Source organism: Rhodanobacter sp. ANJX3 (assembly GCF_014200755.1).
GTDB lineage: Bacteria > Pseudomonadota > Gammaproteobacteria > Xanthomonadales > Rhodanobacteraceae > Rhodanobacter.
Genome location: NZ_JACHCM010000001.1, coordinates 944,625 through 966,911 on the forward strand (window position 1 = coordinate 944,625; position 22,287 = coordinate 966,911).

The 22,287-nt window shown below is 58.5% G+C and carries 17 protein-coding genes and 1 pseudogene; 3 read left to right on the forward strand and 15 right to left on the reverse strand.

Translation table 11 applies throughout. The annotated features are described in order from the left end of the window. Nucleotides 1-10: 10 nt before the first annotated feature. From HDE76_RS04150 to HDE76_RS04210, 14 genes and pseudogenes are all read right to left on the reverse strand, one after another. Nucleotides 11-2,191 (reverse strand): ankyrin repeat domain-containing protein, encoded by a 2,181-nt coding sequence (locus HDE76_RS04150; RefSeq protein WP_184505562.1) that lies wholly within the window; start codon nucleotides 2,189-2,191, stop codon nucleotides 11-13. Nucleotides 2,192-2,583: 392 nt separating this feature from the next. Continuing rightward, nucleotides 2,584-3,333, reverse strand: a complete 750-nt coding sequence (locus tag HDE76_RS04155) for a sel1 repeat family protein (protein ID WP_184505564.1) — start codon at nucleotides 3,331-3,333, stop codon at nucleotides 2,584-2,586. A gap of 194 nt (nucleotides 3,334-3,527) precedes the next feature. Beyond that, nucleotides 3,528-4,133 carry a hypothetical protein gene (locus HDE76_RS04160; RefSeq protein WP_184505566.1) on the reverse strand — a complete coding sequence of 202 codons (606 nt, stop codon included), beginning with the start codon at nucleotides 4,131-4,133 and terminating at the stop codon, nucleotides 3,528-3,530. A 318-nt stretch (nucleotides 4,134-4,451) separates the two neighbouring features. Then, on the reverse strand, nucleotides 4,452-5,576 hold the full coding sequence (locus tag HDE76_RS04165) for a serine/threonine-protein kinase (RefSeq protein ID WP_221262279.1): 1,125 nt from the start codon (nucleotides 5,574-5,576) through the stop codon (nucleotides 4,452-4,454). Further along, the gene (locus HDE76_RS04170; protein ID WP_184505568.1) at nucleotides 5,573-6,646 is read right to left on the reverse strand and encodes a protein kinase family protein; all 1,074 of its coding nucleotides are present in this window, start codon (nucleotides 6,644-6,646) and stop codon (nucleotides 5,573-5,575) included. Before HDE76_RS04170 ends, HDE76_RS04165 begins: the two co-directional genes overlap by 4 nt. A 2-nt stretch (nucleotides 6,647-6,648) precedes the next feature. After that, a complete protein-coding gene (locus HDE76_RS04175) occupies nucleotides 6,649-7,815 on the reverse strand; it encodes a PP2C family serine/threonine-protein phosphatase (protein WP_184505570.1) in 1,167 nt (388 codons plus the stop codon). A gap of 565 nt (nucleotides 7,816-8,380) precedes the next feature. After that, the gene (locus HDE76_RS04180) at nucleotides 8,381-9,889 is read right to left on the reverse strand and encodes an AAA family ATPase (protein WP_255481405.1); all 1,509 of its coding nucleotides are present in this window, start codon (nucleotides 9,887-9,889) and stop codon (nucleotides 8,381-8,383) included. Nucleotides 9,890-10,043: 154 nt separating this feature from the next. After that, nucleotides 10,044-10,355 (reverse strand): annotated as a pseudogene (locus HDE76_RS20715) (urocanate hydratase); the annotation flags it as partial. Then, nucleotides 10,265-10,963: a hypothetical protein gene (locus HDE76_RS20930; RefSeq protein WP_184505574.1), complete on the reverse strand. Its 699-nt coding sequence runs from the start codon at nucleotides 10,961-10,963 to the stop codon at nucleotides 10,265-10,267. The gene HDE76_RS20930 and the pseudogene HDE76_RS20715, both read right to left, overlap by 91 nt. Before the next feature lie 287 nt (nucleotides 10,964-11,250). Next, nucleotides 11,251-12,546: a hypothetical protein gene (locus HDE76_RS04190; RefSeq protein WP_184505576.1), complete on the reverse strand. Its 1,296-nt coding sequence runs from the start codon at nucleotides 12,544-12,546 to the stop codon at nucleotides 11,251-11,253. A 58-nt stretch (nucleotides 12,547-12,604) separates the two neighbouring features. Then, nucleotides 12,605-14,275 carry a urocanate hydratase gene (gene hutU / locus HDE76_RS04195; protein WP_184505578.1) on the reverse strand — a complete coding sequence of 557 codons (1,671 nt, stop codon included), beginning with the start codon at nucleotides 14,273-14,275 and terminating at the stop codon, nucleotides 12,605-12,607. 233 nt (nucleotides 14,276-14,508) lie between these two features. Then, nucleotides 14,509-17,481, reverse strand: coding sequence for a TonB-dependent receptor (locus tag HDE76_RS04200; RefSeq protein WP_184505580.1), 2,973 nt, complete (start codon nucleotides 17,479-17,481; stop codon nucleotides 14,509-14,511). A 272-nt stretch (nucleotides 17,482-17,753) separates the two neighbouring features. Beyond that, nucleotides 17,754-18,716, reverse strand: a complete 963-nt coding sequence (locus HDE76_RS04205) for a helix-turn-helix domain-containing protein (RefSeq protein WP_184505582.1) — start codon at nucleotides 18,714-18,716, stop codon at nucleotides 17,754-17,756. Between the two features lie 8 nt (nucleotides 18,717-18,724). Further along, nucleotides 18,725-19,030 carry a hypothetical protein gene (locus HDE76_RS04210; RefSeq protein ID WP_184505584.1) on the reverse strand — a complete coding sequence of 102 codons (306 nt, stop codon included), beginning with the start codon at nucleotides 19,028-19,030 and terminating at the stop codon, nucleotides 18,725-18,727. A 250-nt stretch (nucleotides 19,031-19,280) separates the two neighbouring features. On the opposite strand from HDE76_RS04210, the gene HDE76_RS04215 reads away from it, so the two are divergent. Both HDE76_RS04215 and HDE76_RS04220 read left to right on the forward strand, forming a co-directional pair. After that, nucleotides 19,281-19,994 (forward strand): response regulator, encoded by a 714-nt coding sequence (locus HDE76_RS04215; protein WP_179477012.1) that lies wholly within the window; start codon nucleotides 19,281-19,283, stop codon nucleotides 19,992-19,994. Continuing rightward, the gene (locus HDE76_RS04220) at nucleotides 19,991-21,412 is read left to right on the forward strand and encodes an ATP-binding protein (RefSeq protein WP_343205643.1); all 1,422 of its coding nucleotides are present in this window, start codon (nucleotides 19,991-19,993) and stop codon (nucleotides 21,410-21,412) included. The genes HDE76_RS04215 and HDE76_RS04220 overlap by 4 nt, the downstream gene beginning before the upstream one ends. A 31-nt stretch (nucleotides 21,413-21,443) precedes the next feature. On the opposite strand, the gene HDE76_RS20550 is transcribed toward HDE76_RS04220, so the two are convergent. Next, nucleotides 21,444-21,755 carry a S41 family peptidase gene (locus HDE76_RS20550; RefSeq protein WP_343205644.1) on the reverse strand — a complete coding sequence of 104 codons (312 nt, stop codon included), beginning with the start codon at nucleotides 21,753-21,755 and terminating at the stop codon, nucleotides 21,444-21,446. A gap of 130 nt (nucleotides 21,756-21,885) precedes the next feature. Between HDE76_RS20550 and HDE76_RS20555 the strand changes: the two genes are divergently transcribed. After that, a complete protein-coding gene (locus HDE76_RS20555; RefSeq protein ID WP_221262280.1) occupies nucleotides 21,886-22,077 on the forward strand; it encodes a hypothetical protein in 192 nt (63 codons plus the stop codon). Nucleotides 22,078-22,287: the final 210 nt, after the last annotated feature.

Consider the following 22,287-nt stretch of genomic DNA (forward strand, 5'->3'; position numbering starts at 1 on the left):
TGCGCGCGCATCAGAAAAGCCATTGCGCGGCTTGTTTGCGTTGGCGCTCGCTTAAATGGGGGTTTGGCGGCGTGGGGCCGTAGCCAAGCAGGTAATCGATGGCGCGGTAGCCTTTGGTGTCGGCCTGGTACGGGTCGGCGCCGGCAGCTAGCAATGCTTTGATCAGTTTCAGCGAGCCGTTGGCCGCCGCGTACATCAGGGCGGTGCGTGCGTCATTGCCAAGTGGTGGCTCGGGCCCGTCTTGGTTACCCCAAGTCGTTGCGTTCACCGAGGCATGGTGCTCGAGCAGCAAACCCACAATGCCGGGCTGATCGAACTGGGCAGCTTCCATCAGCGCCGTCTTGCCGATGGCGTTACGCTTGTTGATGTCTGGCTCATGCTGCATGACCAGCGAAAATGCCGGAGGGTCGGCGACCGCAACCAGCAGCAATGGGTCGAGTCCGGCGTACTGTGAGCAGGCAGCTAATTCCGAAGCACCTGCGTCGTCGCCAGTGCTCAGTTGCTGATTGATATCCTGAAGCGATGCGTGCTCCAGCAACATCCTTCTCAGCGACTTTGCAGGAACATCACCACCGCAGTTTCCACCGAACGTGGCCTGAAAAAGAGCGGCCTTGGCGGCGCTCTTGCTATCGGCTCGATTGAGCTGCATGTGCTTTCGATAATACGTGGCGAGCTGATCGCGCGCGGCAAGGTACAGCTTGCGCATGCGCAGACTGACGACGTAATTGTTGAGGCTGGTGTAACCCCAGACTTGGTACGGATAGTCGAAGCTTGTGGACGGGTATTCCTTTGTCAAAGACAGGATTCCCCGCGGATTAAGCCTTATCGACGTATTGACGGCGTTTTGGGCCGTTTCAAGCCCGTAAACCATCGTGCCTTGGAAGGTGCCGATAAAGTTTCCGTCCGCCTGGGTGGAAGCAGCTTCAAAGGCGATCACAGCCTTGGCGGGGAAACCCATGCGGGCGTAGTCGCGATCGCTGCAGTCAGAACGCGGCATGAAATTGTCACGAGTACTGCCATAGGTAGCTTGGGTTGCAGCGATAAGCCGGGGGTGTGCGGTCAGGATCGGGCAAGGGACGCTGTAGTTCCCGCTATTCGTTAGGCCGGCTTCGGAGGCCAACCTGATAATGTTCAACAACGAATCGTCAGAGCCGTCGTAAGGCGTGAGCGGAAAGTCAAAAATTTTGTCTGGCCTGGCCATTGCCTTCTTGTACAAGTCACTTTGCATGGCACGGATGGTTGCATCGCGTGTGGGCGTCTCCGGCTCAAAGGTGTGCAAAAACAGTACGTAATCGAGTTTGCCCTGTGCATCCACGTTGGAACGATGTTTGAGGATGCGTGCAGCCTGCCGCGGATGCGTACGCATCTCAGCGAGCGCCGCATCGCGACTGCCTGGCGGCGGCGATTCAGATCCCCGAGGCAAGCGCGCAATTGGGGGAGTGGCGGGCGGTATTAAGACATGCGGACGAAAACGATCGGGATGAAGAGCCAACGATTCGTCTTTTGCGTAATCGACCGCGCCATCGACGGAGCAGTCCAGTACGGGTCCACCCAGCGATTTGAGAGCGGTAGCTGCGGTGTCAAATTGCAGCGAGCGCCCAACGACTGTACGGCAAGGTAGGCGCAGCCATGTTCCGTTCAATGGGGATGACGTCACGTACATCTGTGGGCCGGTGCGATCGAACGGATTGCCAAGCGTCGTGAACAAGCTCCCGTCTACGTCGCGTAGTGCGGCGTAAAGACGGACTAGTGGCAACGAGCTGTGCGTGGCATACATAAAGCTTGCATGGAATTCGGCGTTCTGGGCCTTCCAGTCGTGAGCAGGCTGTCCGGATGAATTCGGGCGAAACCCTTCGGCGACCTGCTCGGCATTCGCAATCGCTGCATCCATGCCAACGAAATCATCGTGTAGAAAATCGGTATAGGCATCGACGATCTGCAGGCGTCCATCGGGTACCACGCCTTTGGGTGTCGACCAAACGGGTTCGCCCGCGGACACGCGATTGAGGTTCGACTGGATAAGCAGCATCAGACCTCGGGGATCGCCTGCATGCTTCCATTCGTCCGCATCAACGACAACCTGGACCTTGGCGGTGCATTTCGCCTGCCCGGTGGCACATTCCGAACCTGCCGCCAATACGTTGGCGCATACGGTCAACCACAGCGAGAGCAGCGCCAGCACGGCAAGCATGCGTAAGGCGCCCGCGATTCCATACGGAGAAACGGGTGGCGTGGCTACGTCCATGTAAAGGCCTAAGTAGGTATGAATGGAAACCGGGTCTGGATGACGGAGTCGAACTCGACTTACCAGGGTGTCGCTCTCAAAAAGATGGCTTTCTGACATCCGTTTGGGAAACCCAAGCAATCTGGCAGACATTTATGGCGAATCCATGGCGCATCGCTGTTCTAGGCCGTATTCCCTTCGCTCGGCGAGCGCATCTTCCGTGAACCGAACCTTGAAGCTCACGCCGAGGTTATCGTTGCCTAGGCCAGCCGCGCTTTCAGCATGTTCTGCGCGGCAGCCGATGAAAAGTAGGCTCTGGCAACCGGAGGTAGCTTGCATCGATGCGAGACAGTGCCATTTTATTTTGCGTTGCGTCGCCCCGGTATATCCGCAACACGCGGATCATTTGGATTGCGTAATTTGATCCATAGGGCTTTTAGAGCAAGTAACGGAAGTTGCCCGAGGAAGTTGATGTTCGCCATGACGCTGCCCTCGCGGCGCTTGAGGTGCAGTAACCGTATACGGCTTAACAGATATCCTTTTTTTGCACTCTCTTGATAGTGACTAATCGCTGCCTTTTTATCCTCAACCCCGCCAACGCCGAAGGCATACATCTCGCCTAGAAGCTGATGCGCACGGGCATTGCCTGCAATTGCTGCCCGCTTCAAAAAATCTCTAGCGAGATGCGGCTTACCGTCAGACAGGTAAAGGTTGCCGACATAGAAGAGATCATCCGCTCCGCCATGCGCCGCGATCTTCAGGCTCCAGCTGAGCAAGCCTTCCGCATCACCTTGCGCAAAACATGCCTTCGCAAGGTACCGCTGACAGTTCAAATAGTCAGACAACGGCACAGCACTGCACAGCTCGATGGCTTTTTCTTTTTCTCCCTTAGCGTCGATCATGAGGACGCATTGCCAGCATTCCTCGATCGCCTCCGAGTCACCCTGCATAGCCGCTTTTAAATACCACTCGACAGACTTTTCGAGCTTCCCTTGGCTGGCATAAACCCAACCAAGGTATCGCTGGCAATGCACATCTAAAGAGCACGGGGCGGTTTCGCATAACTCGATTGCGAGGGTCGTCTCTCCTCGCTCATCCAGGTCAGTCAAGCGCCTCCAACAGTCGACCTCATTAGTTGGGATTTCAGGTCGCATAAGGGGCTTTTTCCTTTTTTCACCGCTCTCCGAGCTGACTTTCACTCGTAAAGCGGTGTCACTAGAAGAAGGATGTCAGAGCTTATTTGAACAGAACACTCCCGCGGCCGCGCCGGAACTGTCCCCGATACCCTTGTGCGGCTCCCTACTCAGTGAACCCGAGAGCTTTCTCGCTCGATACGGTAGACGGCCTGCGCTTCGCCTACGCCGGTGGGCGGATGGCGTGGTGGGGTGAGGCGCTGGGATTCGATCTGGTCGATGAGGTCGCGTACGGCGCGGGCGTCGGTGAAGATGGCTTGGCCTAGCAGGGACAGGGTGTGGTCGGCGAGTTCGGTGGCGGGGGCGGTGGTGATGACGTCGCCGTGGGCGGTGATCATGTCGATCAGGCGGTTGAGGGTGTCGACCTGGTCGAGGGTGATGCCGAAGCGGTAGCGCTCGCCAACGTCGTCGGGCGTTGCCTCTGCGGCATAAGGCGTTTCGTCGGCGGCAGGCGCCGCGTCGCTTTCGGCGCGGTAGGCTGGAAACGAGAGATCGCTCAGCACCAGGCCCATCTGCTCCACCAGAAATTCCAGGCAGATGGCTACCTGCTCCGCATTGATCTTGGGAATGCCTTCCTGCTCGGCGTCCGGCGTGCGCGGTTGCGCGATATGCGAGAGAAACTCGGCGTAGTCGCGCAGTTTCTGCAGCCGGCGCTGGCTGGTCTCCGGCAGAAAATAACCCATCGTGTCCCGATCATCCGTATCGAACGTTGACATGGCCGCCTCCTGATTCCATCCAAGTGCCCGTCCACGGCATGACGACGGACGGGAAGTCGGGAGGCTAGAAACCGCAGACAGCCGGCGGGCGTATTCCCCTTGCGGGTGTTGTATTAGCCGCCCTCCCGACGCAGGCATCGCGTCGGTTGCACCTACAAAAAGCGTAGGCACAAAAAACCCACCGGTTTGTCGGAGGTGGGTACCGCTGTCTGGGGGAGTTTCTAGGCTCCTTGGGATGGAGTCTGCTATTGCAGCTGGGCGGTGTCAACCGCCGCGTATAAACAGCGCAACGGATCAAAAATATCTCCAACACTCAAATTATTTGGTGTTGAGGACAGGTGCAGCACGAGCATGTGGATATCCCGCATGAACGCTGAAATTCACTCTCTGTCCCACAGCCGGCTTCTGATTCCCAAAGTATTCGCTTCGATGGTAAAACCAAGAGTCTGCCTGAACGTCGTCCTTGATGTAACCGGTCTGGCTAGCCGCGCCACTTGAATAGCGAACACCGTAACTAGTAATGGTCCCTCGGCGTCTTTCACTAAAGGCGTAGCACCACTCGCCGCAAATCCGCGCAACTTCCGCCGCACTCGGTCGAGCTGCAGGAGCGACTTGAATACAGGACTGAATAAGGGACCAAATTTGATCTTCGAGCGGGCCCGTCGACGCATGCACTCCAAAGATTGCCGGCTTTGTAAGATTCGCTTGACCGAGATTTTCTGCGCGCACGACCGCCGCAATAGCCGCTCGACCGGTGCCAAAGGGGGGAGTCCCACTTACAAGTTGGTAAGCGATGCACCCTAATGCCCATACATCCATCGGCTGTCCTGCTGTCTTCCAATTTGCCCAGCACTCTGGGGCCATATATGGAACGGCACCCAGCAACGTATTTGATGAGGTGAGTGTTGATTCATCCTGCTCGAATTCTTCAATTTCAGCCGCAATCTGGTGTTCTGCAAGTTTGGCAATGCCGAAATCAGTAAGCTTGATCGAAGTAATGCCTGCGTCGCGCGAAGTCATAATGTTGCTTGGCTTCAGATCCCTATGACAAATTCCAACCCGGTGAGCCTCCATTAGTGCACGCGCAATGTTATGGATCACGTGCGCCGCTAAGCACGGGTCTAGAAATTCGAATTCATCCCGAAGACGCTTCGCGAGATCGAGGCCTTCAACATACTCTTCGATCAGAAACGTTAATTTTTCATCTTCATAGTAGTCAAGTGTCGCGGCTACGTTATGGTGACTGATACGTGCACCCATTTCAGCACCGCGTCGAAACCGGCGATCTTTCACTCCACCTTTTGGAGTTTTGAGAACGACCGCTCGATCAAGTGCATTGTCAAAGCATGCGTAGACTTCCTGCATGCCCCCCGCATTTAGATACCCGTTGATTGCATAGCGACCAACCAAAAGAGTCCCGTCTTTGAGCATAGGGTTGTTCACAGCACTAACTCCGGGTAGGACGACTGGAATGTAACCCACTCTCTGCTTGAGCCAGCAGTCATAGCTCCGAACGTGAGCACACAAGATTCAGGTAACGTGGCACCTGGCTGTGCGACAACATTGTTGACGAAAACGTTACCCGTAACGAAACCTATTAGGAAATAAAGTCCATCATAGAAGACTTTAATTTCACCCATCTGTGGAATCGCGATGCTGACTTGCGGACTGGACGAAGAGAGTTCGTAGATGGAGGTTCTTCCCTGAACAAATATTCCCCTGTGAAGGTTGCGGAGCAAATATCTTTCTAGCTTTGAGCTGATGTCTTGTGCTGATGGTCTGTTCTGCGGGGAACGGCTTAAGCAGTCATCAATTAACTTAACGATTTCGCCAGGAAAAGCCCCCTTAAAAATCGAATCAATAGATGGAGCGCAACCAGACTGCTGTGGCGGCCGCTCCAGCAGCACCTGGGGAAATTGATTGGCAGCAAGCGCCCAGCAACAGATCCCCAACGCGTAAATGTCCATGCTGTAATTTATCTTTACACCAGGTTGATATAGCTCCGGCGCTGCATAGACAATGGAGCCTCGATTTTCGCGCGTGTGATATCCAGTTCCTGCGCAAGAGATTCCAAAGTCGAAAAGCTTTAATATTCCTGATCCCGACTCGCGAATATTTTCGAGTTTAATATCTCGATGGACTATGCCTACTTCGTGTAAATCCCGCAGAGCCGTTGCGATCTGGTAGATGAGCCGCAGGTACATCTGTGGATCCGAGAGAGCTTCCAGGTGAAAATGCCGGTAATCGCGACCGTTCAACTTCTCAATCACTACGCCGCAAACTTGGCCATTTGCGTCACAAACAATGTCATATATCTCTACGACGTGACGAGACCGGGCTTTCGACAGTCCACGGATCTCGTTGGTCAGCTGCAAATTGTTCGCAGGGTCGTGCATCGTTTTGAAGAGAACGGCACGATCTAAGTAGGTATCGTGGACCGGGATGACGCTTCCGTATCCGCCGACTATAGAAGGAGCGGCTAGGTCGGTCCTATACCTGTCCGGTAGTTGCATCGTCATTCCTTAGATGGACCATCATCTTCCGACAAGCCTTTCACGACAGCTCTGACTCTGCCTTTTGGCGCGCTTGCTACTGGAGTGAGCTTTAGTTGCCTTTCATTGTCTTCTTTTGCCGCTCGGCTTCGCGCAACTCGCTTCGGTCCTTTTTTTCCAGGCGCTACGTCGGGAACTCTATCTTTCGAATTCGAACTTTGATCCAAACGCTGATGCAATACGACCTTGGTGTCACAGATCCATGCAGAAATAACATTGCGCGCGGAAGTCTCGATTCGGACGGAATTGTTGAGCTTGCCTAACTCGTGAATATTCCGGATCGCAATGATAGAGGCGTTGTCGAGATCGCCGGACCACGATGCTAGCGCGAGAGTCCGACGTACTAGTTCCGCGGGAGATCCTGTGTTCTTTGCGATCGCGTTAAATCCACTCTTCGAGCCTCTCCAAGATCCATCGCTTGCAAGTACCGCTCCGCCGTCAGGAAATTGTTTTTCACCTAGCACCGATATTCGTAGGTCCTGAGAACTCCTTCCCGACTCACCCAACGCCTGCGAAAGACTGCCACGGAGACCTCTAGCATCTAAGACTCCAACATCTTTCATTTCTAAGTCACGTAGTTCATTTTCCAAAGTGTCATCAACGCTGACTTGGACGTAACCAAAGCCCTGGCGCCAGCTGAAAATTCGGCTATCACCGACGTTAGCTGCCGCTATCTCTCCTGCTGAAGAGGCCAGCATGACGCTTGCTGTTGTGGTGCCAGACCCTCGCAAGGCCTGTCGTATCGCTTCGTCCATATCGCGAAGTAACCTAGTCACCAATGCGGGGAGTGGGGTTCGAGCATTTAGAAGGCCAAGCTGCTCGACTAATTTCACTATCGCAATCGTCGCCGCCTCATCGCCGCGTTCAGATCCGCCGACTCCGTCACATACAGCAGCTACAGTTAAAACATCTCCGTAAGCGCACGAGATCTGTGCGAAGATAGCTCTATCCTCGTTTCTAGATCTCTTCTGCCCTGCATGGATGCCTATTGCGGTACGGAATTGGTCAATTGCCTTCACGGCAGATACATTCCAAGACACGGCGGACACTTCTGCGAGCAGTTGCATCCCTAGCTCGCTGGCGAATAGATTCGGGGTCATATGTGGTTTTTCCATTTCAGGCATCAGCATAGTCCACCATCCGTCGTTGCTGCATGGAAAACATCTGGAAAGAACTTCGCATCCACGGGGGCGCTAGACCACTACAACCTGACCCGAAACTAACAGGCTCAGGTTCACTTCCGTACTAGGGATAAGTGAACCTGAGCCTGTAATGTCTTTCTCAAGCCAGTGCTCTCCGAATCGGCCGCCACGCAAACCACCCCAAACCCTTCAGCCTAACTCTCGATCAAGGCAATTTGCGCATTGCTCTCACCGAAGCCTGCCAACCTATGCTTGCCTTTTGCGTAGCCAATCTTGACCCGTTTGCCTGTCATACCCCTTTCGATCTGGTCCTGCCAAACACGCAGGTAAACCTTGTTGCAGAAAAAAGTATCCGCGGATCCCCAGTACCCGCGTGGGTTCTTCTAAGTGTGCGCCCAGCATATGAGTTAAGAAGTCATTGATGTTCATCCAGTACCAGTGAAATCAGAAGCAGGAGGCGCACGGTTTTGGCAGGCAATTCCACAACCGAACGGGGTCAGGTTCACTTCTGCGCTAGGGATAAGTGAACCCGATCCCGTTTTCGTTATTATTTTCATTCCAATTTTGAGACGATGACAGTTCGAAGATCATCAAAATCATTTGAGAATGCTTTACTAACGACCTCGGATAGCTTTTGAAGGCACTGATCTTTAGTAAGTCCGACGTGCATCGCTATTTCGTGGAACTCGTTATGTTTTCCGGCCTGCAGACCGTATTCGATAACATCCGCCACTTCGTCAATTTCAATCAATAGTGATTCCGCAATTAAATTTGGCACGCCCTTGCATTTCTGCAAAATCCAGGCCTCTGGCCAAGTATCACCCGGAAGGTACGTTGAACTGCTAGAAAACCAATTAGCAAAAGTTGGCGTTGGATTTTCAGCCATCTTTTTAGCGTGGTCTAAATTAGCCGCCTCGTTCACTCTCTGATCCCCATCATAAACAGCTAGGATCTGCGTAACAGCGCCTCTCACATGGAACGCAGCCAACTGCCTAGAAATCGCCGACGAAGAACCTATGATCGTAATATCAGTTCTCGATCTAATCGAAGCCGGCAAAATGGCCTGCAAGACAGATTTTGCAACATCATCTTCAACAAATATGTCTAGCTCTTTCTGCCCTGAAGCCCCCATCTTATTAAACGCAAACTCGGGAGAAATCCCCGCTGTTATCTTTGTCTTCCCTCCGACAGCCTCAACAAAAAATCGAGCCTCATCGGGCAAACATTCAAATATTTCCTTCGAATGAGTTGTGCAAATAACTTGAGTACTCATTTCCTTACAAACTTCTTTTAGCTTTTTCATAAACAGCTTTTGAGCCTTGGCATGAAGACCCAACTCAATTTCATCCATGACAAGAAGCGCACCCTTTCCGGCGGAATATAACGTAGAAAATATTTCGAATAATGCATTTTCGCCGGCACCCATGTTAAATCCAGAGTAAATCACAGTGCCACACTGGACTAAAGGAAGGCTATATCTCGCATGCTCTAGGTATCTGAAGTTGTCATATTGTTTTCCTAATATAAATCCAACGATATCTTTTACCTTAGACTCCCATCCTTTCGCAGGAACAGCCGAAAACGACCTTGAGTACGACTTCGACTGACTTCTTTCGATATGAGGAACAATTCTTTCAATGCCAAGAAAGACAACATTTCTATCTATCCTTTCGTCATAATCATTCCATTTTCCGCCTTTCTTCTTTCGTCTTGCCTGAAATCCAATACCTTTTCCGTTTGGCAAATTTTTGGATTCTTTCCAACCATCATGCGCGATTGAATAAAATATCTCTATGCCTTGAGGCGTAACTTCGTTTGTGTGCTGAATAAAGAAATCAGAAAAAGTGTAGTAACTATTCTTTCTTTTTGGAAGTTTATATCCATCTAATTTATTATGGAAAGCACAGCATGCCATTGCAAGAATGGTAGATTTTCCAGCACCATTTACACCTGAGAACGCCACTATTGGATAGTCAAAACTAAGCGATAGTGAATTTATTCCCCTAAGAGCACCCTTAGTAAGCTTAATACTTCTGAGCAGCGCCTTTGATAAGTCATTCATGAACCAAGATCTTAAATCCTTGTCTATTTGACTTTCCCTATACTTCATCGCTCCCCCTCCATAGATATTTAGAAGTCACACAAATTTGCGGATTGACTCTTGAGGCATAAACAGTCACTCACATTCCTGATGACCTCCACTAGGAGTTTCCTAATCAAAACATCAGCAACTTCAGCCCCTGCTCCTTCGCAAACTCGATAGCGTCTTCATACCCCGCGTCCGCTTGCCGCATCACGCTGTACCCGAATCGTTCCACAACACGCGCGCAATGCGCTTGTCGGCTTCTTGCGTGCCATCGCAGACGATGCCGCTGTGCTGCGATTAGCCTATACCGATAACGCCGTGATGCAGGCTAACCCGCGCCGCTTCGCCCGCCTACCCAGCACAACTCGGATAAGGCATCCGCTCCCCAGGAACAATCGGACACAGCTTGATGGGCTGCAGGTGTTGCAACCGCGCTCGCCAGGCCGCCTCGTCCAACGCGATAGGCTGCGCCGAGGCCGGGCTGCGTACCGCCCACTGCACGCTGTAATCGTCGTTGCTTCCTCTGATTTCTAAAATCAGCGTGGACTCGCTGTGCATGGAACCGTCGGCCGTGACAGATCCGCAGCTCGCTACCATGGCGTAGCCGTTGGCGCCGCCGAGCTGGACCTCGCCTAGATTGAGGTCGCTAAAGGATGTAGGACAGGCTGAGTGGAAGCGCTTGGCCAGATCGGCCGCCAGAAACTGCGGCGTGATGTTGAGCCGGGAGGCTAGGCCCTTGGCACCGGTGACGGTGATCATCTGCGTCCACTGCGCCGTGCTTTCGCCCCCGGGCACTGACTCATGGATGTAGGACTGGCCGCCGTCGTCGAGGTGTTCGAATACCGGCCGAAAATTGCTCGGCGGGCTGATAAGCACCAGCTGGCTGAAGATTGGCGCGATCTGTTTCAGCGAACCGTGAGTTTGAGCGTATTTATTCAGTTGATCCGACGACGCCGGCCGCCATGGCGACGACTGCGCCAATACCAAACCACCCCCCGTGAACGACCCGATAGACAGCATTCCCGCTGCAAGCCACGCCATGGTCCTCATGTGCTCTCCCCTGTGTTTGATGCTCCGATATCATCTTAGTTACACCCACCCCGCAGCGTAACCGCGTGTCCGTTCTATGGTCGAGCGTGGCTCAGACCATCGGCAACTTCAACCCCTGCTCCTTCGCGCACTTGATCGCCTGGCCATAGGCTGCGTCCGCATCCAAAAAGGGAGCGGAGGAAATGAACCCAAATTAATTACGTCGTCCCCAATTTCGCCCATTTTCGGAGCGGTCCGCACGTAACCGATGGTTTGTACCACCCGACGTTGAGTATACGGCCGTCTCGTCACACCACCAGCAGGTCATCGGAGGTTGACGGGTTCTTTGCGCTGATGGTCAAACCGGGAAGGACGATATGCTCACGGATGCCGCTTGCCGGAGATGCCAGTGACATGGGGGAGTTCCAGCTCGACTGTGGGTACGCACGGAAGATATCGCCTTGCTGGAAGATATACGTATTCGGCGGCAACGTGCAGGCATGCGCGCCGTCCGCCGTGACTTCAATGGTTGCGGCAGAGAAGGAACAGCTACCAACCGGTGGTGTGAACCGAAACGGGATTGCGGGCTTTCTCGATGTTATGTAGCCAGGACTGAAGACGACTCGAAAAGCGTGATTTAGGAGCGACGCGTTCGCGCTGTCTCGGACGTATGCCGGCTGATGGAAGATGATGCCATCCACCAGCGCATCCGAACGGGAGAGGGTCTGCTCTGCTAGCGTCCTGAGATAATCGATATCCGCCAAAACATGGACGCGCATAAATAAGAGGTTCCATATTCCCGCACTGCGACCCAGTGGACGGAACTTATCAGCTGCCGCGCGCAGGTTTCTCTGGAACCGATCCTGTTCCCGCGGTGAAGCGGGTGCGACTACCGAAACGGTATCCGAGGTCTCAGTCGGCGCTAGTGTTACAGGGTCGGTGAGGGACGCCACCTTCAAGTACAAGGACGGCTTCAGAGAGATTGGCTCGCCGACGACCGTGCTGCGTTCACTCTTGATGTGCAGGAGCGCCAGCTCGAAATCATCTGGCGACATCGGCAGATCTGACCAAAGATACAGGGCAAGATTCTTGCGTTCGCGGGCCAACCGCTCGCGCCACAGCTTGCGTAAATGCGCCGACTGACGTGCGAAGGCCTTCGCTTCGTCGGTGATGTCATGATTCTTGACCGAAAGGTAGTAGATATCGCCCTCCGACGAAGATGCGCTGAAATCGTAGGCCGGTGTTTTTGGTGGCGCCGGGATTAGCCGCTGGGAGCCAAGGCCGACAGTGGGGTAAACGATGATCTCGGTGACCAGTCCGTGGCTCGTGGGTGACTTGCGAATGGTTCGAACCTTGTCCTTGAGCCAGGCATCGTGACCATCCTCACGCAGCAACAGGATGGCCGCACCCAATGTGTACAACTCCAGATTGGCCAGATGATCAAAGCGCCGCCAGATTTTTTGCAGGCGTGCATTACCGTTTGGCTGTGACAGCCAAATCACCCCGAATGTGTCTTCCACTGCTTGGAAGGCGCTGGCGGCAAGGGCGGGCGTTGAGACGCCATCGAGGATGCGGGCTGGCTTTTTGGAGCGGGGCATGTTCATCGACCTGCTTACGTAATAGAGCGGTGCGGGAAAACGAAAGAGGCTATCCCCCACCATATCAAGCCATCGGCAACCTCAACCCCTGCTCCCTTGCACATTCGATCGCCTCCTCATACCCCGCATCCGCATGCCGCATCACGCCGGTGCCCGGATCGTTCCACAGCACCCGCGCAATCCGCTTGTCCGCCTCGGCCGTCCCATCGCACACGATGACAATGCCGCTGTGCTGCGAATACCCCATTCCCACCCCACCGCCATGATGCAACGACACCCACGTCGCGCCACCTGCAACATTCAACATCGCATTGAGCAGCGGCCAGTCGGACACGGCATCGCTGCCATCCTTCATCGCCTCGGTCTCGCGGTTCGGTGAAGCCACCGACCCCGAGTCCAGATGATCGCGGCCAATAACTACCGGCGCCTTCAGCTCCCCGTTGCGCACCATCTCGTTAAACGCCAACCCAAGCTTATCCCGCAGCCCTAACCCGACCCAGCAGATGCGTGCGGGCAACCCCTGAAAGCTGATGCGCTCTTTGGCCATGTCGAGCCAGTTGTGCAAGGCCTTGTCGTCGGGGATGAGTTCCTTGACCTTGGCGTCGGTCTTGTAGATGTCTTCGGGGTCGCCGCTGAGCGCGACCCAGCGGAACGGGCCGATACCGCGGCAGAACAGCGGGCGCACATAAGCGGGCACGAAACCGGGGAAGGCGAAGGCGTTGTCGCAGCCGATGTCCTTGGCCATCTGGCGGATGTTGTTGCCGTAGTCGAAGGTGGGGATGCCCTGCGCGTGAAAGGCGAGCATGGCTTCGACGTGGGTGCGCATGGACTGCTTGGCCGCGTCGCGCGTGCCTTCGGGGTCGGCCTTGCGGCGCTCCAGCCACTGCTCCACCGTCCAGCCCTGCGGCAGGTAGCCGTTGACCGGATCGTGCGCGCTGGTCTGGTCGGTGACGGCATCGGGGCGCACGCCGCGCTTGATCAGCTCGGGCAGGATGTCGGCGGCGTTGCCGAGCAGCGCGATGGATTTGGCTTCGCCGGCCTCGGTGTATGTTTTGATGCGCGCCAGCGCGTCGTCCAGGTCGCTGGCCTGCTCGTCGACGTAGCGCGTCTTGAGGCGGAAATCGATGCGGCTCTGTTGGCATTCGATATTGAGGCTGCACGCGCCGGCGAGCGAAGCGGCCAGCGGCTGCGCCGCGCCCATGCCGCCGAGCCCGGCGGTGAGTATCCAGCGCCCTTTCAAGTTGCCGCCGTAATGCTGGCGGCCCATTTCGACGAAGGTTTCGTAGGTGCCCTGGATAATGCCCTGCGAGCCGATGTAGATCCAGCTGCCGGCGGTCATCTGGCCGTACATCATCAGGCCCTTGCGATCGAGCTCGTTGAAGTGCTCCCAGTTGGCCCACGCCGGCACCAGGTTGGAGTTGGCGATCAGCACGCGCGGCGCATCGCTATGCGTGCGAAACACGCCGACCGGCTTGCCCGACTGCACCAGCAGGGTCTCGTCGTCGTTCAACTCGCGCAGCGACTTGAGGATGGCGTCGAAGCACTCCCAGTTGCGCGCCGCCCGGCCGATGCCGCCGTACACCACCAGCTCGGCCGGGTTCTCGGCCACCTCCGGATCGAGGTTGTTCTGCAGCATGCGAAACGGCGCCTCGCTGAGCCAGCTCTTGCAGCTCAGCTCAGTGCCGCGCGGCGCGCGAACGGTGCGGGTGGTGTCGATACGGGTCGGTGCGGTCATGGCCACGGGCTCAGGTGGAGGAATCACCGGAGTATAGGTCAGCCGCGAGGGCGTGGCGGCGGCTGGCCGGGGCGGTGCATGAGCGCGCGCCCTGCCCCGGCGCGCGCAAAAAAAGAGGCCACGGCTTGGGGAGCCGTGACCTCATCGGGTCGACACGTTGCACCTTGAAACGAGCGGAGGGGAACGCTCAGGCGCTTATTGTTAGTAGGCGACGCTTTTCGACCACACCGCGATCAGAAGTCGTAGTTCACCCCGAAGCGCACGTAGCGCGGCGTGCTCCAGTACAGGACCCGGTCGTAGTTGGTATTGAGCGCGGTCGAGCTGCCGTAGATGGCATAGGTGGAGGTGGGCACGGACTCGTTGAGCAGGTTGTAGACCATCACGTTGAAGCCCAGTTTCTGGCCGGCCCACATCGGGCGGTATTCGGCGGACAGCGAGTAGATGTGCTGCCACGGCTGCCGGCCTGCCGCGCCCGGCGGCGACGCGACGCCCGCGCAGTAGTGGTAGTAGCTGCCGTAGCCGATGGGATTGGTCTGATCCGCACCGTAATAGCCCAAGCAGCTCTTGGGCGTGCCGGAGGCGATGAAGACGTTGCCCGAGATCATCCACTCCGGCGCGATCTGGTAGGAGCCGTAGAGCTTGAGCTGGTGCTTGCGATCGTTGGACAGCGTGCCGTTGGAGTTTTCCATCACCTGGCCGTAATCCCAGTCGACCGTGGCGGACACGTCGGACTGGCCGATATCCGAACGCACCTGACCCTCGGTGTCGCCGTAGCTGCGCGAAAAGACGTAGTCGATCTTGGCCTGCCACTTGCCGTCGAACGGATGCTCGAGGAAGGTTTCCAGGCCGTAGTAGCTGCGCTTGGCCTGCGGATCGCCGAACTCGGCGGCGGATACGGTCACGTCGTTGTAGCCGCCGGCGGTGTTTTTCAGCACGTAGGTATTGCTGCGGCCCGGGTTGGACAAATAGCAGCCGTTCATGGCGCTGGTGTCGATGCTGTAGCCCAGCGACTCGGCCTTGGCGAGGATGGTGTCGGTATCGCAGATGTCGTCGAGGATATTGCGCAGCTTGCGCACCTGCGCCTTCATGCCCCAGACGTAGTTCGGATCGATCTGCTGCGCAAAGCCGAGCAGAAATTCGTCCTGGTACTCGGACTTGATGTTGGCCGAGGCCACAGTCTTGGCGTCCGGCGACTGGCCGTACTCGTTATTGGCCGATACCGCGCCGCCGGTGGACGAGGCCAGCTGCGTGAGTCCGGTCGGGTAGCCGTTGGCGTCGATGCCGGTGTAGGTGTAGTACTCGTTCGTGTACGTCGAGCCCGCGGCCGCACGCAGCGCCACGGAGGCCGGCATGGCCAGGTAGTAGCGGCCCGCGTTGCCGTAGACCTTGAGCGAGGAGTCGCCGTTGACGTCCCAGGCGAAGCCCAGGCGCGGCGCCCACTGCGGCTTGGTCACGCGCAGAAACGCTTCGCCGTTCGGGTTGTAGTTGGTGAACTGGTCGTTGCGCAGGCCGAGCTTGAGCAGCCAGCGATCGTCGACCTGCCAGCTGTCTTCCACATACTGCGCGCGCTGCTTGACGCGTACCGAGGCCGACGTGTTGTAGATGTACTTGGACACGTAGTAACCCGTCTCGCCACCGGCGCCGGTCGACGGCGCGGCAACGTAAGGGCTGTCGCTGATGGCGGTGTTGGGGTCGCCGTAGCCGTATATCCACTGGGTCGAGGTGGTGCCGTCGTCGATGTCGTGCGAGTTGAGGTTGTCGATACCCGCGGTGATGGTGTGGTTGCCCAACTTGTACGCCAGATCGAGGCGCAGGTTGTTGGTAGTGGCGGTGTGGTTGGGGTTGTCCTGCGAGGAGACGGTCTGCGCGTTGGTGATGGCGCTGCCGCCGGTGATGTCCGGGTTTTCGTTTTCCGAGCTGCCGATATAGGTGAGGTCGCTGGATGACCCGGGCGTCTCGTTGTAGTACGTCATCTTCTGCTTGCCGTAGAGCGCGGTCAGCGTCAGATCGTCGGTGATGTAGCTGGTGTACTTGGCGATGTAGACCTGGGCGTTGTTCTTGATCGAGGTGTCGTAGCTGTTCAGCGCACCGGTTTTGCCGGTGGCGTAGTCGTAGGTGTACTCGTTGCCCTGGTACGAGTGCGTGGTCGACGCGCCGGTGAGCTCGAGGATGTTGCTGTCGTTGATGTTCCAGTCGATTTTCGTGTACCACTTCGGGTTGTGGTATTCGTAATTCGTGTTGTACGACGCGGTGGTGCTGCCGATGCTGTTGCCCGACTGTTTCTGCCCTTCGACCGCGGCGAAGAAGAACAGTTTGTCCTTGATCAGCGGGCCGCCGATGTACGCGCTCTCGGTGGCCAGCCACGACTTGTCGTCCGAATTGCGGCGGTAGATCTGGCCGTCTTTGGCGCCGGTGACGTAGTAGGTGTCGGGCGTGGTTTCGTTGGCGAAGGCCGGCGTCCACTGCACCTGGGCACCGAAGTGCCAGTCGTTGGTGCCGCGCTTGCCGTTCTGGCTGATCACGCCGCCGTCGGAGCGACCGAACGCCGCGCCGTAGCCGCCGCTGAGAATTTCTTCCTGATCGATGGCGCCGTACGGCAGGCTGATGCCGGAAAAGCCGCTGAGCGGATCGGTGGTGTTGAACCCGTTGAGGTAATACGCGTTCTCGGTGACCGACGAGCCGGCGAAGGAGACCAGCGAACCGCCCGTGGTGGCGCCGGTGAAACCGCTGTAGCCGGGCACCACGCCGGGCGCCAACAGAGCGATGGCTTCGGCGCTGCGCGCCAGCGGCAGTTTGGCGAGCTCCTGCGCGGTGATCACGGTGCGCGCATCCACGCTGGTGACGTCGATGGGTGGCAGCGCATTGGCCGACACGCTGACTGTGCCCAGGCTCTTGGCCGCCACGGTGGCGAACGACACTTCGGTACCCGAACCGACCTGCAGGCTCACGTCGGTGCGCGAGTCGATCACGGCGCCGTCTTTCACCAACGACACCGTATAGCTGCCCAGGGGCAGCGAACCGATGGCGTAACGGCCGTTCGCATCGACCGGCACCTCGCGGCTGATACCGGTGGAGCCTTTGACCTGCACCGACTCGCCCGTGGCGACCGGGGCCTGGCCGAAAATGCTGCCGGTGGTGGACTGCGCCATCGCGCCGGTGCTGCCGACGGCCAGGGCCAGCGCCAGACTGAGTCGGCTCAGATGCATCGTTTGCAATCTATGTTTAAGCACAGCGAAGAACTCCTCGATAGTGGGTGGGCAGCAGGACATCGCCGCGCCGCGGACGATGCGGCGCTCCCGCGACCTGCCTGGGGCAGTGAGGGAAAGAGAGAGAAAAAAGGTGTCCCAGCGACGATCTATCAAAGGAGAAGCGACACTTCCCCGGCTTGCTAGCGGTATCGACGCAACTTCAATTTAACGTTACATCGGTGTGAAAGAGTGGCCAAAACTAGGCCGACACTTGATCGTTTCTTGGACGTCTAGACGTCCGTTGCCCCATGCCTCGGCGGACCGAATATCGCGCTTTGGCGATATTCGCGCGGCGAGGCGCCGAATGCCCGACGAAAACAGCGACTGAAGTGCGCCATGTCGCTGAAGCCCCAGCCGTAGGCGATGCGGGCGATGCTCTTGCGGCGCAGTGTGGGATCTTCGAGCTCGCGTGCGCAGCGCAGCAGCCGTTCGCTACGCACCCAGCGCATCAGGGTGACCTGCTCTTCGGCAAACAGCTCGAACAGATACGCGGTGGAAAGGCCCACGCCCCGGCCGATGTGATCGGCACACAGCGCGGGGTCGCCCAGGTTGTCCAGCACGAAGCGCCGCACCAGCTGCTTGTGGTAGCTGCGCAACTGCGTGGGCGAGGCGTTGTCGCACGACTGACTGCTTTGCAATGCCGCGGCCAGCATGTGCGGTATCGCATCGAGCAGGCAGCCGGCCACCGGCTCGGTGAGCTGCGCCGCGCGCGCAAAAATCTCTTCGTACAGCGCGCGCAAATAGCCCACGGCACTGTCCCGGCCCTGCAGCACGATGACCGGGCTGCGCTCGATCTGCGGCAGCACCTCGTGCAGCACGGCGATCGGCAGATAGATGGTCTGCACCGTGGACCGGCCCGTTTCCAGTCGAAACGAGCGCGACAGGTCCAGCAGGCAGAAATCGCCGGCGGTGATGGTATGGCGGCGCCCCAGCTGCTCGATCGACGACTGGCCTTCCAACTGCAGGCTGAGCAGGGTCGAACGACGGTGCGGCAGCGCGATGCTGTCGCCGGTGAGCACGTGCGGTGCGTGCCGAAAGGTGGCCATGCGCAGCCGCTCGCCGGCGTAGCCGTCGAGCACCGTGCTGGCGCTGCCTTCCGCCGGCCGCGTCTGCCGCAGCTGCATCCAGAAATGCTCGGCCGCGCGCCGATTGGCGTTCGCGTTCGTGTGGTGATTCAGAAGCACGGCACTCATCGCCGCGCTCACGAGCCGGACGCCGGCGGTGGTGGCGGATTGTCGAGACCCGGCGGCGGCCCCGGCGGCAGGCCGGGCGGACGTTTGAAGCCTTTCGCGTCCATGCACTTGGCCATCAACGCAAAAGCGACCGGATGCTGCGGCGAGCCGCCGAGCTGGCTTTCGCAGGCCTTGAGCGCGGCATCGAACAGGGGATTGCGGCTGCGCCCGCACGGGCACGCATCGGGCAGCGGTGGCGTTTGCGCGCAGACGACGGCCGCCAGTCCCAGAATGGCGACAAAAAACATCGACGGCATAAGCGTGGGTATTTTCATGGGAGAACCTGCATGGCAGTGGATGGACCGGCGTGAGCAATCCGGCGGGTCGAGGCGTCCAGGCCAGGAATGGCAGAGGCGCGCTCGCCCGTTGGCGGCGAGGTCCTCTGGCGTGAACTTACGACGCGCAGTTGCCGTGCGGTTGTCCGCGTGTGTCAGGTTTGTGTCGGCGTTTTGCCGGGTCGACATATGCCCCGTACACTGATCTGGTATTCAAGACCCACTGCGCCGACACGCCGACTGCCTGGTAATGGACCAACCTTCCCTGATTCTTGTCGTCGACGACGACCCCGAACTGTGCGGCCTGATGACCGGCTTTCTGCGCGAGCACGGCTATCGCGCGGAGGGTGCCGGCAATACGACGCAGATGTACGCGGCGATCGCACGCGAGCGGCCGGACCTGGTGGTGCTGGACGTGATGATGCCGGGCGAGGATGGCCTGAGCGCCGCGCGGCGCCTCGCGCATGAACAGGGCCCGCCGGTGATCATGCTCAGCGCGCTCAGCGGCGATACCGACCGCATCATCGGTCTGGAGATGGGCGCCGACGATTACCTGGCCAAACCGTGCAACCCGCGCGAACTGCTGGCGCGCGTGCGCGCGGTACTGCGGCGAACCCACAGCAGCGAACCGGTGGTGACGGAAGACGCACGCCCCTACCAGTTCGACGGCTGGCGGCTGGACGTGATGCGGCGCGACCTGCGCGATCCGACCGGCATCTTCATCAATCTGTCCGACGGCGAATTCGCGCTGCTGCGCAGCTTTGTCGAGCATCCGCAGCGCATTCTCAGCCGCGATCAGCTGCTCGACCTGGTGCATGGACGGCGCGCCGAAGTATTCGATCGCGCCATCGATACGCAGATAAGTCGGCTGCGCCGCAAACTAAATGACCGCTCGCAGGTCGAACTGATTCGCACCGTTCGCAACGAGGGTTACATGCTGGTTCCCAAGGTCTTTCGACTGTGACCCGCCTGCCGCGGCTTTCCATCTTCGCGCGCACGTTTCTTTTGATGCTTTGCGCCTTGGTGATTTCCGCGGCGATCGGTTTTGCCGTGCTGGTGCTGCAGCCGCCGGGACAAAATAGCGGTGTGCGCGTGATCGAACTGGTGTCGGCATTGCGCTTGGACCAGCAGCCGATCGGGCCGTTTGGCCCGCCCGGAACGGGACCGGCACCAAGCAACGGCCCCACGCCGGGCTCGGGGCCGGAACCCCACTCGGGGCCCGAACCGGGCATGCCGCGTTTCATGCCGCCTCCCGTCGATGTGGATATCAGCGTTTCCGCACAGGCGCCGAAGGGATTCAGCGGCTACGACGCGCGGGCATCGTCGAAGATGACAAAGCGACTGTCGTCGATGATGAATGTCTCCAGCGATGCGCTGCGCGTTTATATCGTCGACACGACGATGGATACGATGGCCGGCAGCAGCCCGCTGGACGCGGCGATCAAGGGCGGCTTTGTCATCGGCATACGGCAAACCGACGGCCTGTGGCGCATCGCGTCCAAGGCGCCGGAAACGTTTCCCAGCGTGTTTCAACAGGAGCTGCTGTGGCTGTTCGGCCTCGGCCTGCTGGTGCTGCTGCCGATCGCCTGGCTGTTTGCGCGAACGCTGGCCGCGCCGATCCGCCAATTCGCCGACGCCGCCGAGCGGCTCGGCAGCGATACCAATGCGCCGCCGGTGCCGCGCAACGGCCCGCGCGAAATGCTGCGCGCGGTCGACTCGTTCAACGCGATGCAGGCGCGCATCAATCGCATGATGCAGGAACGCACGCACATGATCGGCGCGATCGCGCACGACCTGCGCACGCCGCTGGCGCGCCTGTCGTTTCGGCTGGACGGCCTGCCCAGTCCGCTCGGTGAAAAGGTCGAAGCCGATATCCAGGAAATGAAAACCATGATTTCTGCAGCGCTGGATTTCATCCACGATCGCTCGCTGGGCCTGCACAAGCAGCGGCTGGATTTTCGCCTGCTGGTGGAGAGCGTGGCCGACGACCTGGTCGATGTCGGCCACGACGTGATCGTGCAGCCCGGGCCGGCGATTACGCTGGAAGGCGACCCGGTGGCGCTGCGCCGCGCGGTGGTGAACCTGGTCGAGAATGGACTGAAGTACGGCGAGCGCGTGCGCATGTATCCGCGCACGGTCGAGCACGAATGCGTGCTGGAGATCGACGACGATGGCCCGGGCATTCCCGATGCGTTGCAGCGGCAGGTGTTCGAACCGTTTTTCCGCATGGAAGCCTCACGCAACCGCGGCACCGGTGGCATCGGCCTGGGCCTGGCCACGGTGCGCGCGATCGTCTTCGATCACGGCGGCACGGTGGAACTGCGCAACCGCAAGGACGGCGGCCTGCGCGTGGTGATGGCGCTGCCGCTGGCGGCGGGGTGAGTGTGATTCTTCGGAAAAGTGCCCACGGCGCTTAGTGACGACAGCTCGGCAACCCGGTCAGCCAGGCCGCGGCCGCATCCATCACGCTGTCGGTGCCGGTATCGGGGAGCGTCGCCACGGCCTGATCGGGCTCGAGTTTGCCGCCGTAGGCTTTGCCGTTGCGATCAAGATCAACCGACCGTGTCAGCACCAAGAGGCTGCCATCTGCCAACGGATAAACGACGTTGCCGGTACTGAGGCCGTATGTGGCACTGCCGAAGGAGCGCGTGGCCGGCCGCCCGCGAAAGGCGATCGCGACGACCTCGCCCGAACTAGCCGTTCTGGGCCCGGTAAGTACGGCCACCGCTTTTTGTGAAAGATCGGGACCGTGTGGATCGGACGCGTCCAGGCCCTGGCCGACCGACGGCCGCTGTACTTTGCCGTGAGCGTCGCCAGCAGGCGGCTGGGCGAGGCTGTGGGCCGGCGGGTATCCGATGATGCTGAGCGAATCGCTGCGGCTGCCCCCGATTTTTCCGGTAAGCGCGGATGCGTTCGCGCTGCGGCGGCACGCGCACGGCTTTTTTGCGGTGCTGACGTTTCTGGCGCCTATGGGCGCTGCGCTGTATCACGGGCTGATTCGCCGCGACGGCGTGCTCTCGAGCATGGCGGGGCGACGCGCTCCGTAGTGATCGGTACGCTGCCCGTGGGGGCGTCGCTCCAACGATTATTGTTTCGGCTCGTCATTCCAGCGCAAGCTGGAACCCAGTGACTTGGCGATATGACGGGCGCTGAGTGCTGGCGTTCGCCGGGATGACGGGTGCGGGCTGCGGCGTGGCTCGGCATTTCAACTATTGAAGTGTGAGCTGCAACCAAGGCACATAAACATCCATGTCCGA

What these genes read in the sequence shown, in the direction of transcription:
- HDE76_RS04150 (WP_184505562.1), bottom strand. Translation starts at nt 2,191, where the DNA reads ATGCTTGCCGTGCTGGCGCTGCTCTCGCTGTGGTTGACCGTATGCGCC.
- HDE76_RS04160 (WP_184505566.1), bottom strand. Translation starts at nt 4,133, where the DNA reads ATGTCAACGTTCGATACGGATGATCGGGACACGATGGGTTATTTTCTG.
- HDE76_RS04170 (WP_184505568.1), bottom strand. Translation starts at nt 6,646, where the DNA reads ATGCAACTACCGGACAGGTATAGGACCGACCTAGCCGCTCCTTCTATA.
- HDE76_RS04175 (WP_184505570.1), bottom strand. Translation starts at nt 7,815, where the DNA reads ATGCTGATGCCTGAAATGGAAAAACCACATATGACCCCGAATCTATTC.
- HDE76_RS04180 (WP_255481405.1), bottom strand. Translation starts at nt 9,889, where the DNA reads ATGAATGACTTATCAAAGGCGCTGCTCAGAAGTATTAAGCTTACTAAG.
- HDE76_RS20930 (WP_184505574.1), bottom strand. Translation starts at nt 10,963, where the DNA reads ATGAGGACCATGGCGTGGCTTGCAGCGGGAATGCTGTCTATCGGGTCG.
- HDE76_RS04190 (WP_184505576.1), bottom strand. Translation starts at nt 12,546, where the DNA reads ATGAACATGCCCCGCTCCAAAAAGCCAGCCCGCATCCTCGATGGCGTC.
- hutU (WP_184505578.1), bottom strand. Translation starts at nt 14,275, where the DNA reads ATGACCGCACCGACCCGTATCGACACCACCCGCACCGTTCGCGCGCCG.
- HDE76_RS04200 (WP_184505580.1), bottom strand. Translation starts at nt 17,481, where the DNA reads ATGCATCTGAGCCGACTCAGTCTGGCGCTGGCCCTGGCCGTCGGCAGC.
- HDE76_RS04205 (WP_184505582.1), bottom strand. Translation starts at nt 18,716, where the DNA reads ATGAGTGCCGTGCTTCTGAATCACCACACGAACGCGAACGCCAATCGG.
- HDE76_RS04210 (WP_184505584.1), bottom strand. Translation starts at nt 19,030, where the DNA reads ATGAAAATACCCACGCTTATGCCGTCGATGTTTTTTGTCGCCATTCTG.
- HDE76_RS04215 (WP_179477012.1), top strand. Translation starts at nt 19,281, where the DNA reads ATGGACCAACCTTCCCTGATTCTTGTCGTCGACGACGACCCCGAACTG.
- HDE76_RS20555 (WP_221262280.1), top strand. Translation starts at nt 21,886, where the DNA reads ATGATGCTGAGCGAATCGCTGCGGCTGCCCCCGATTTTTCCGGTAAGC.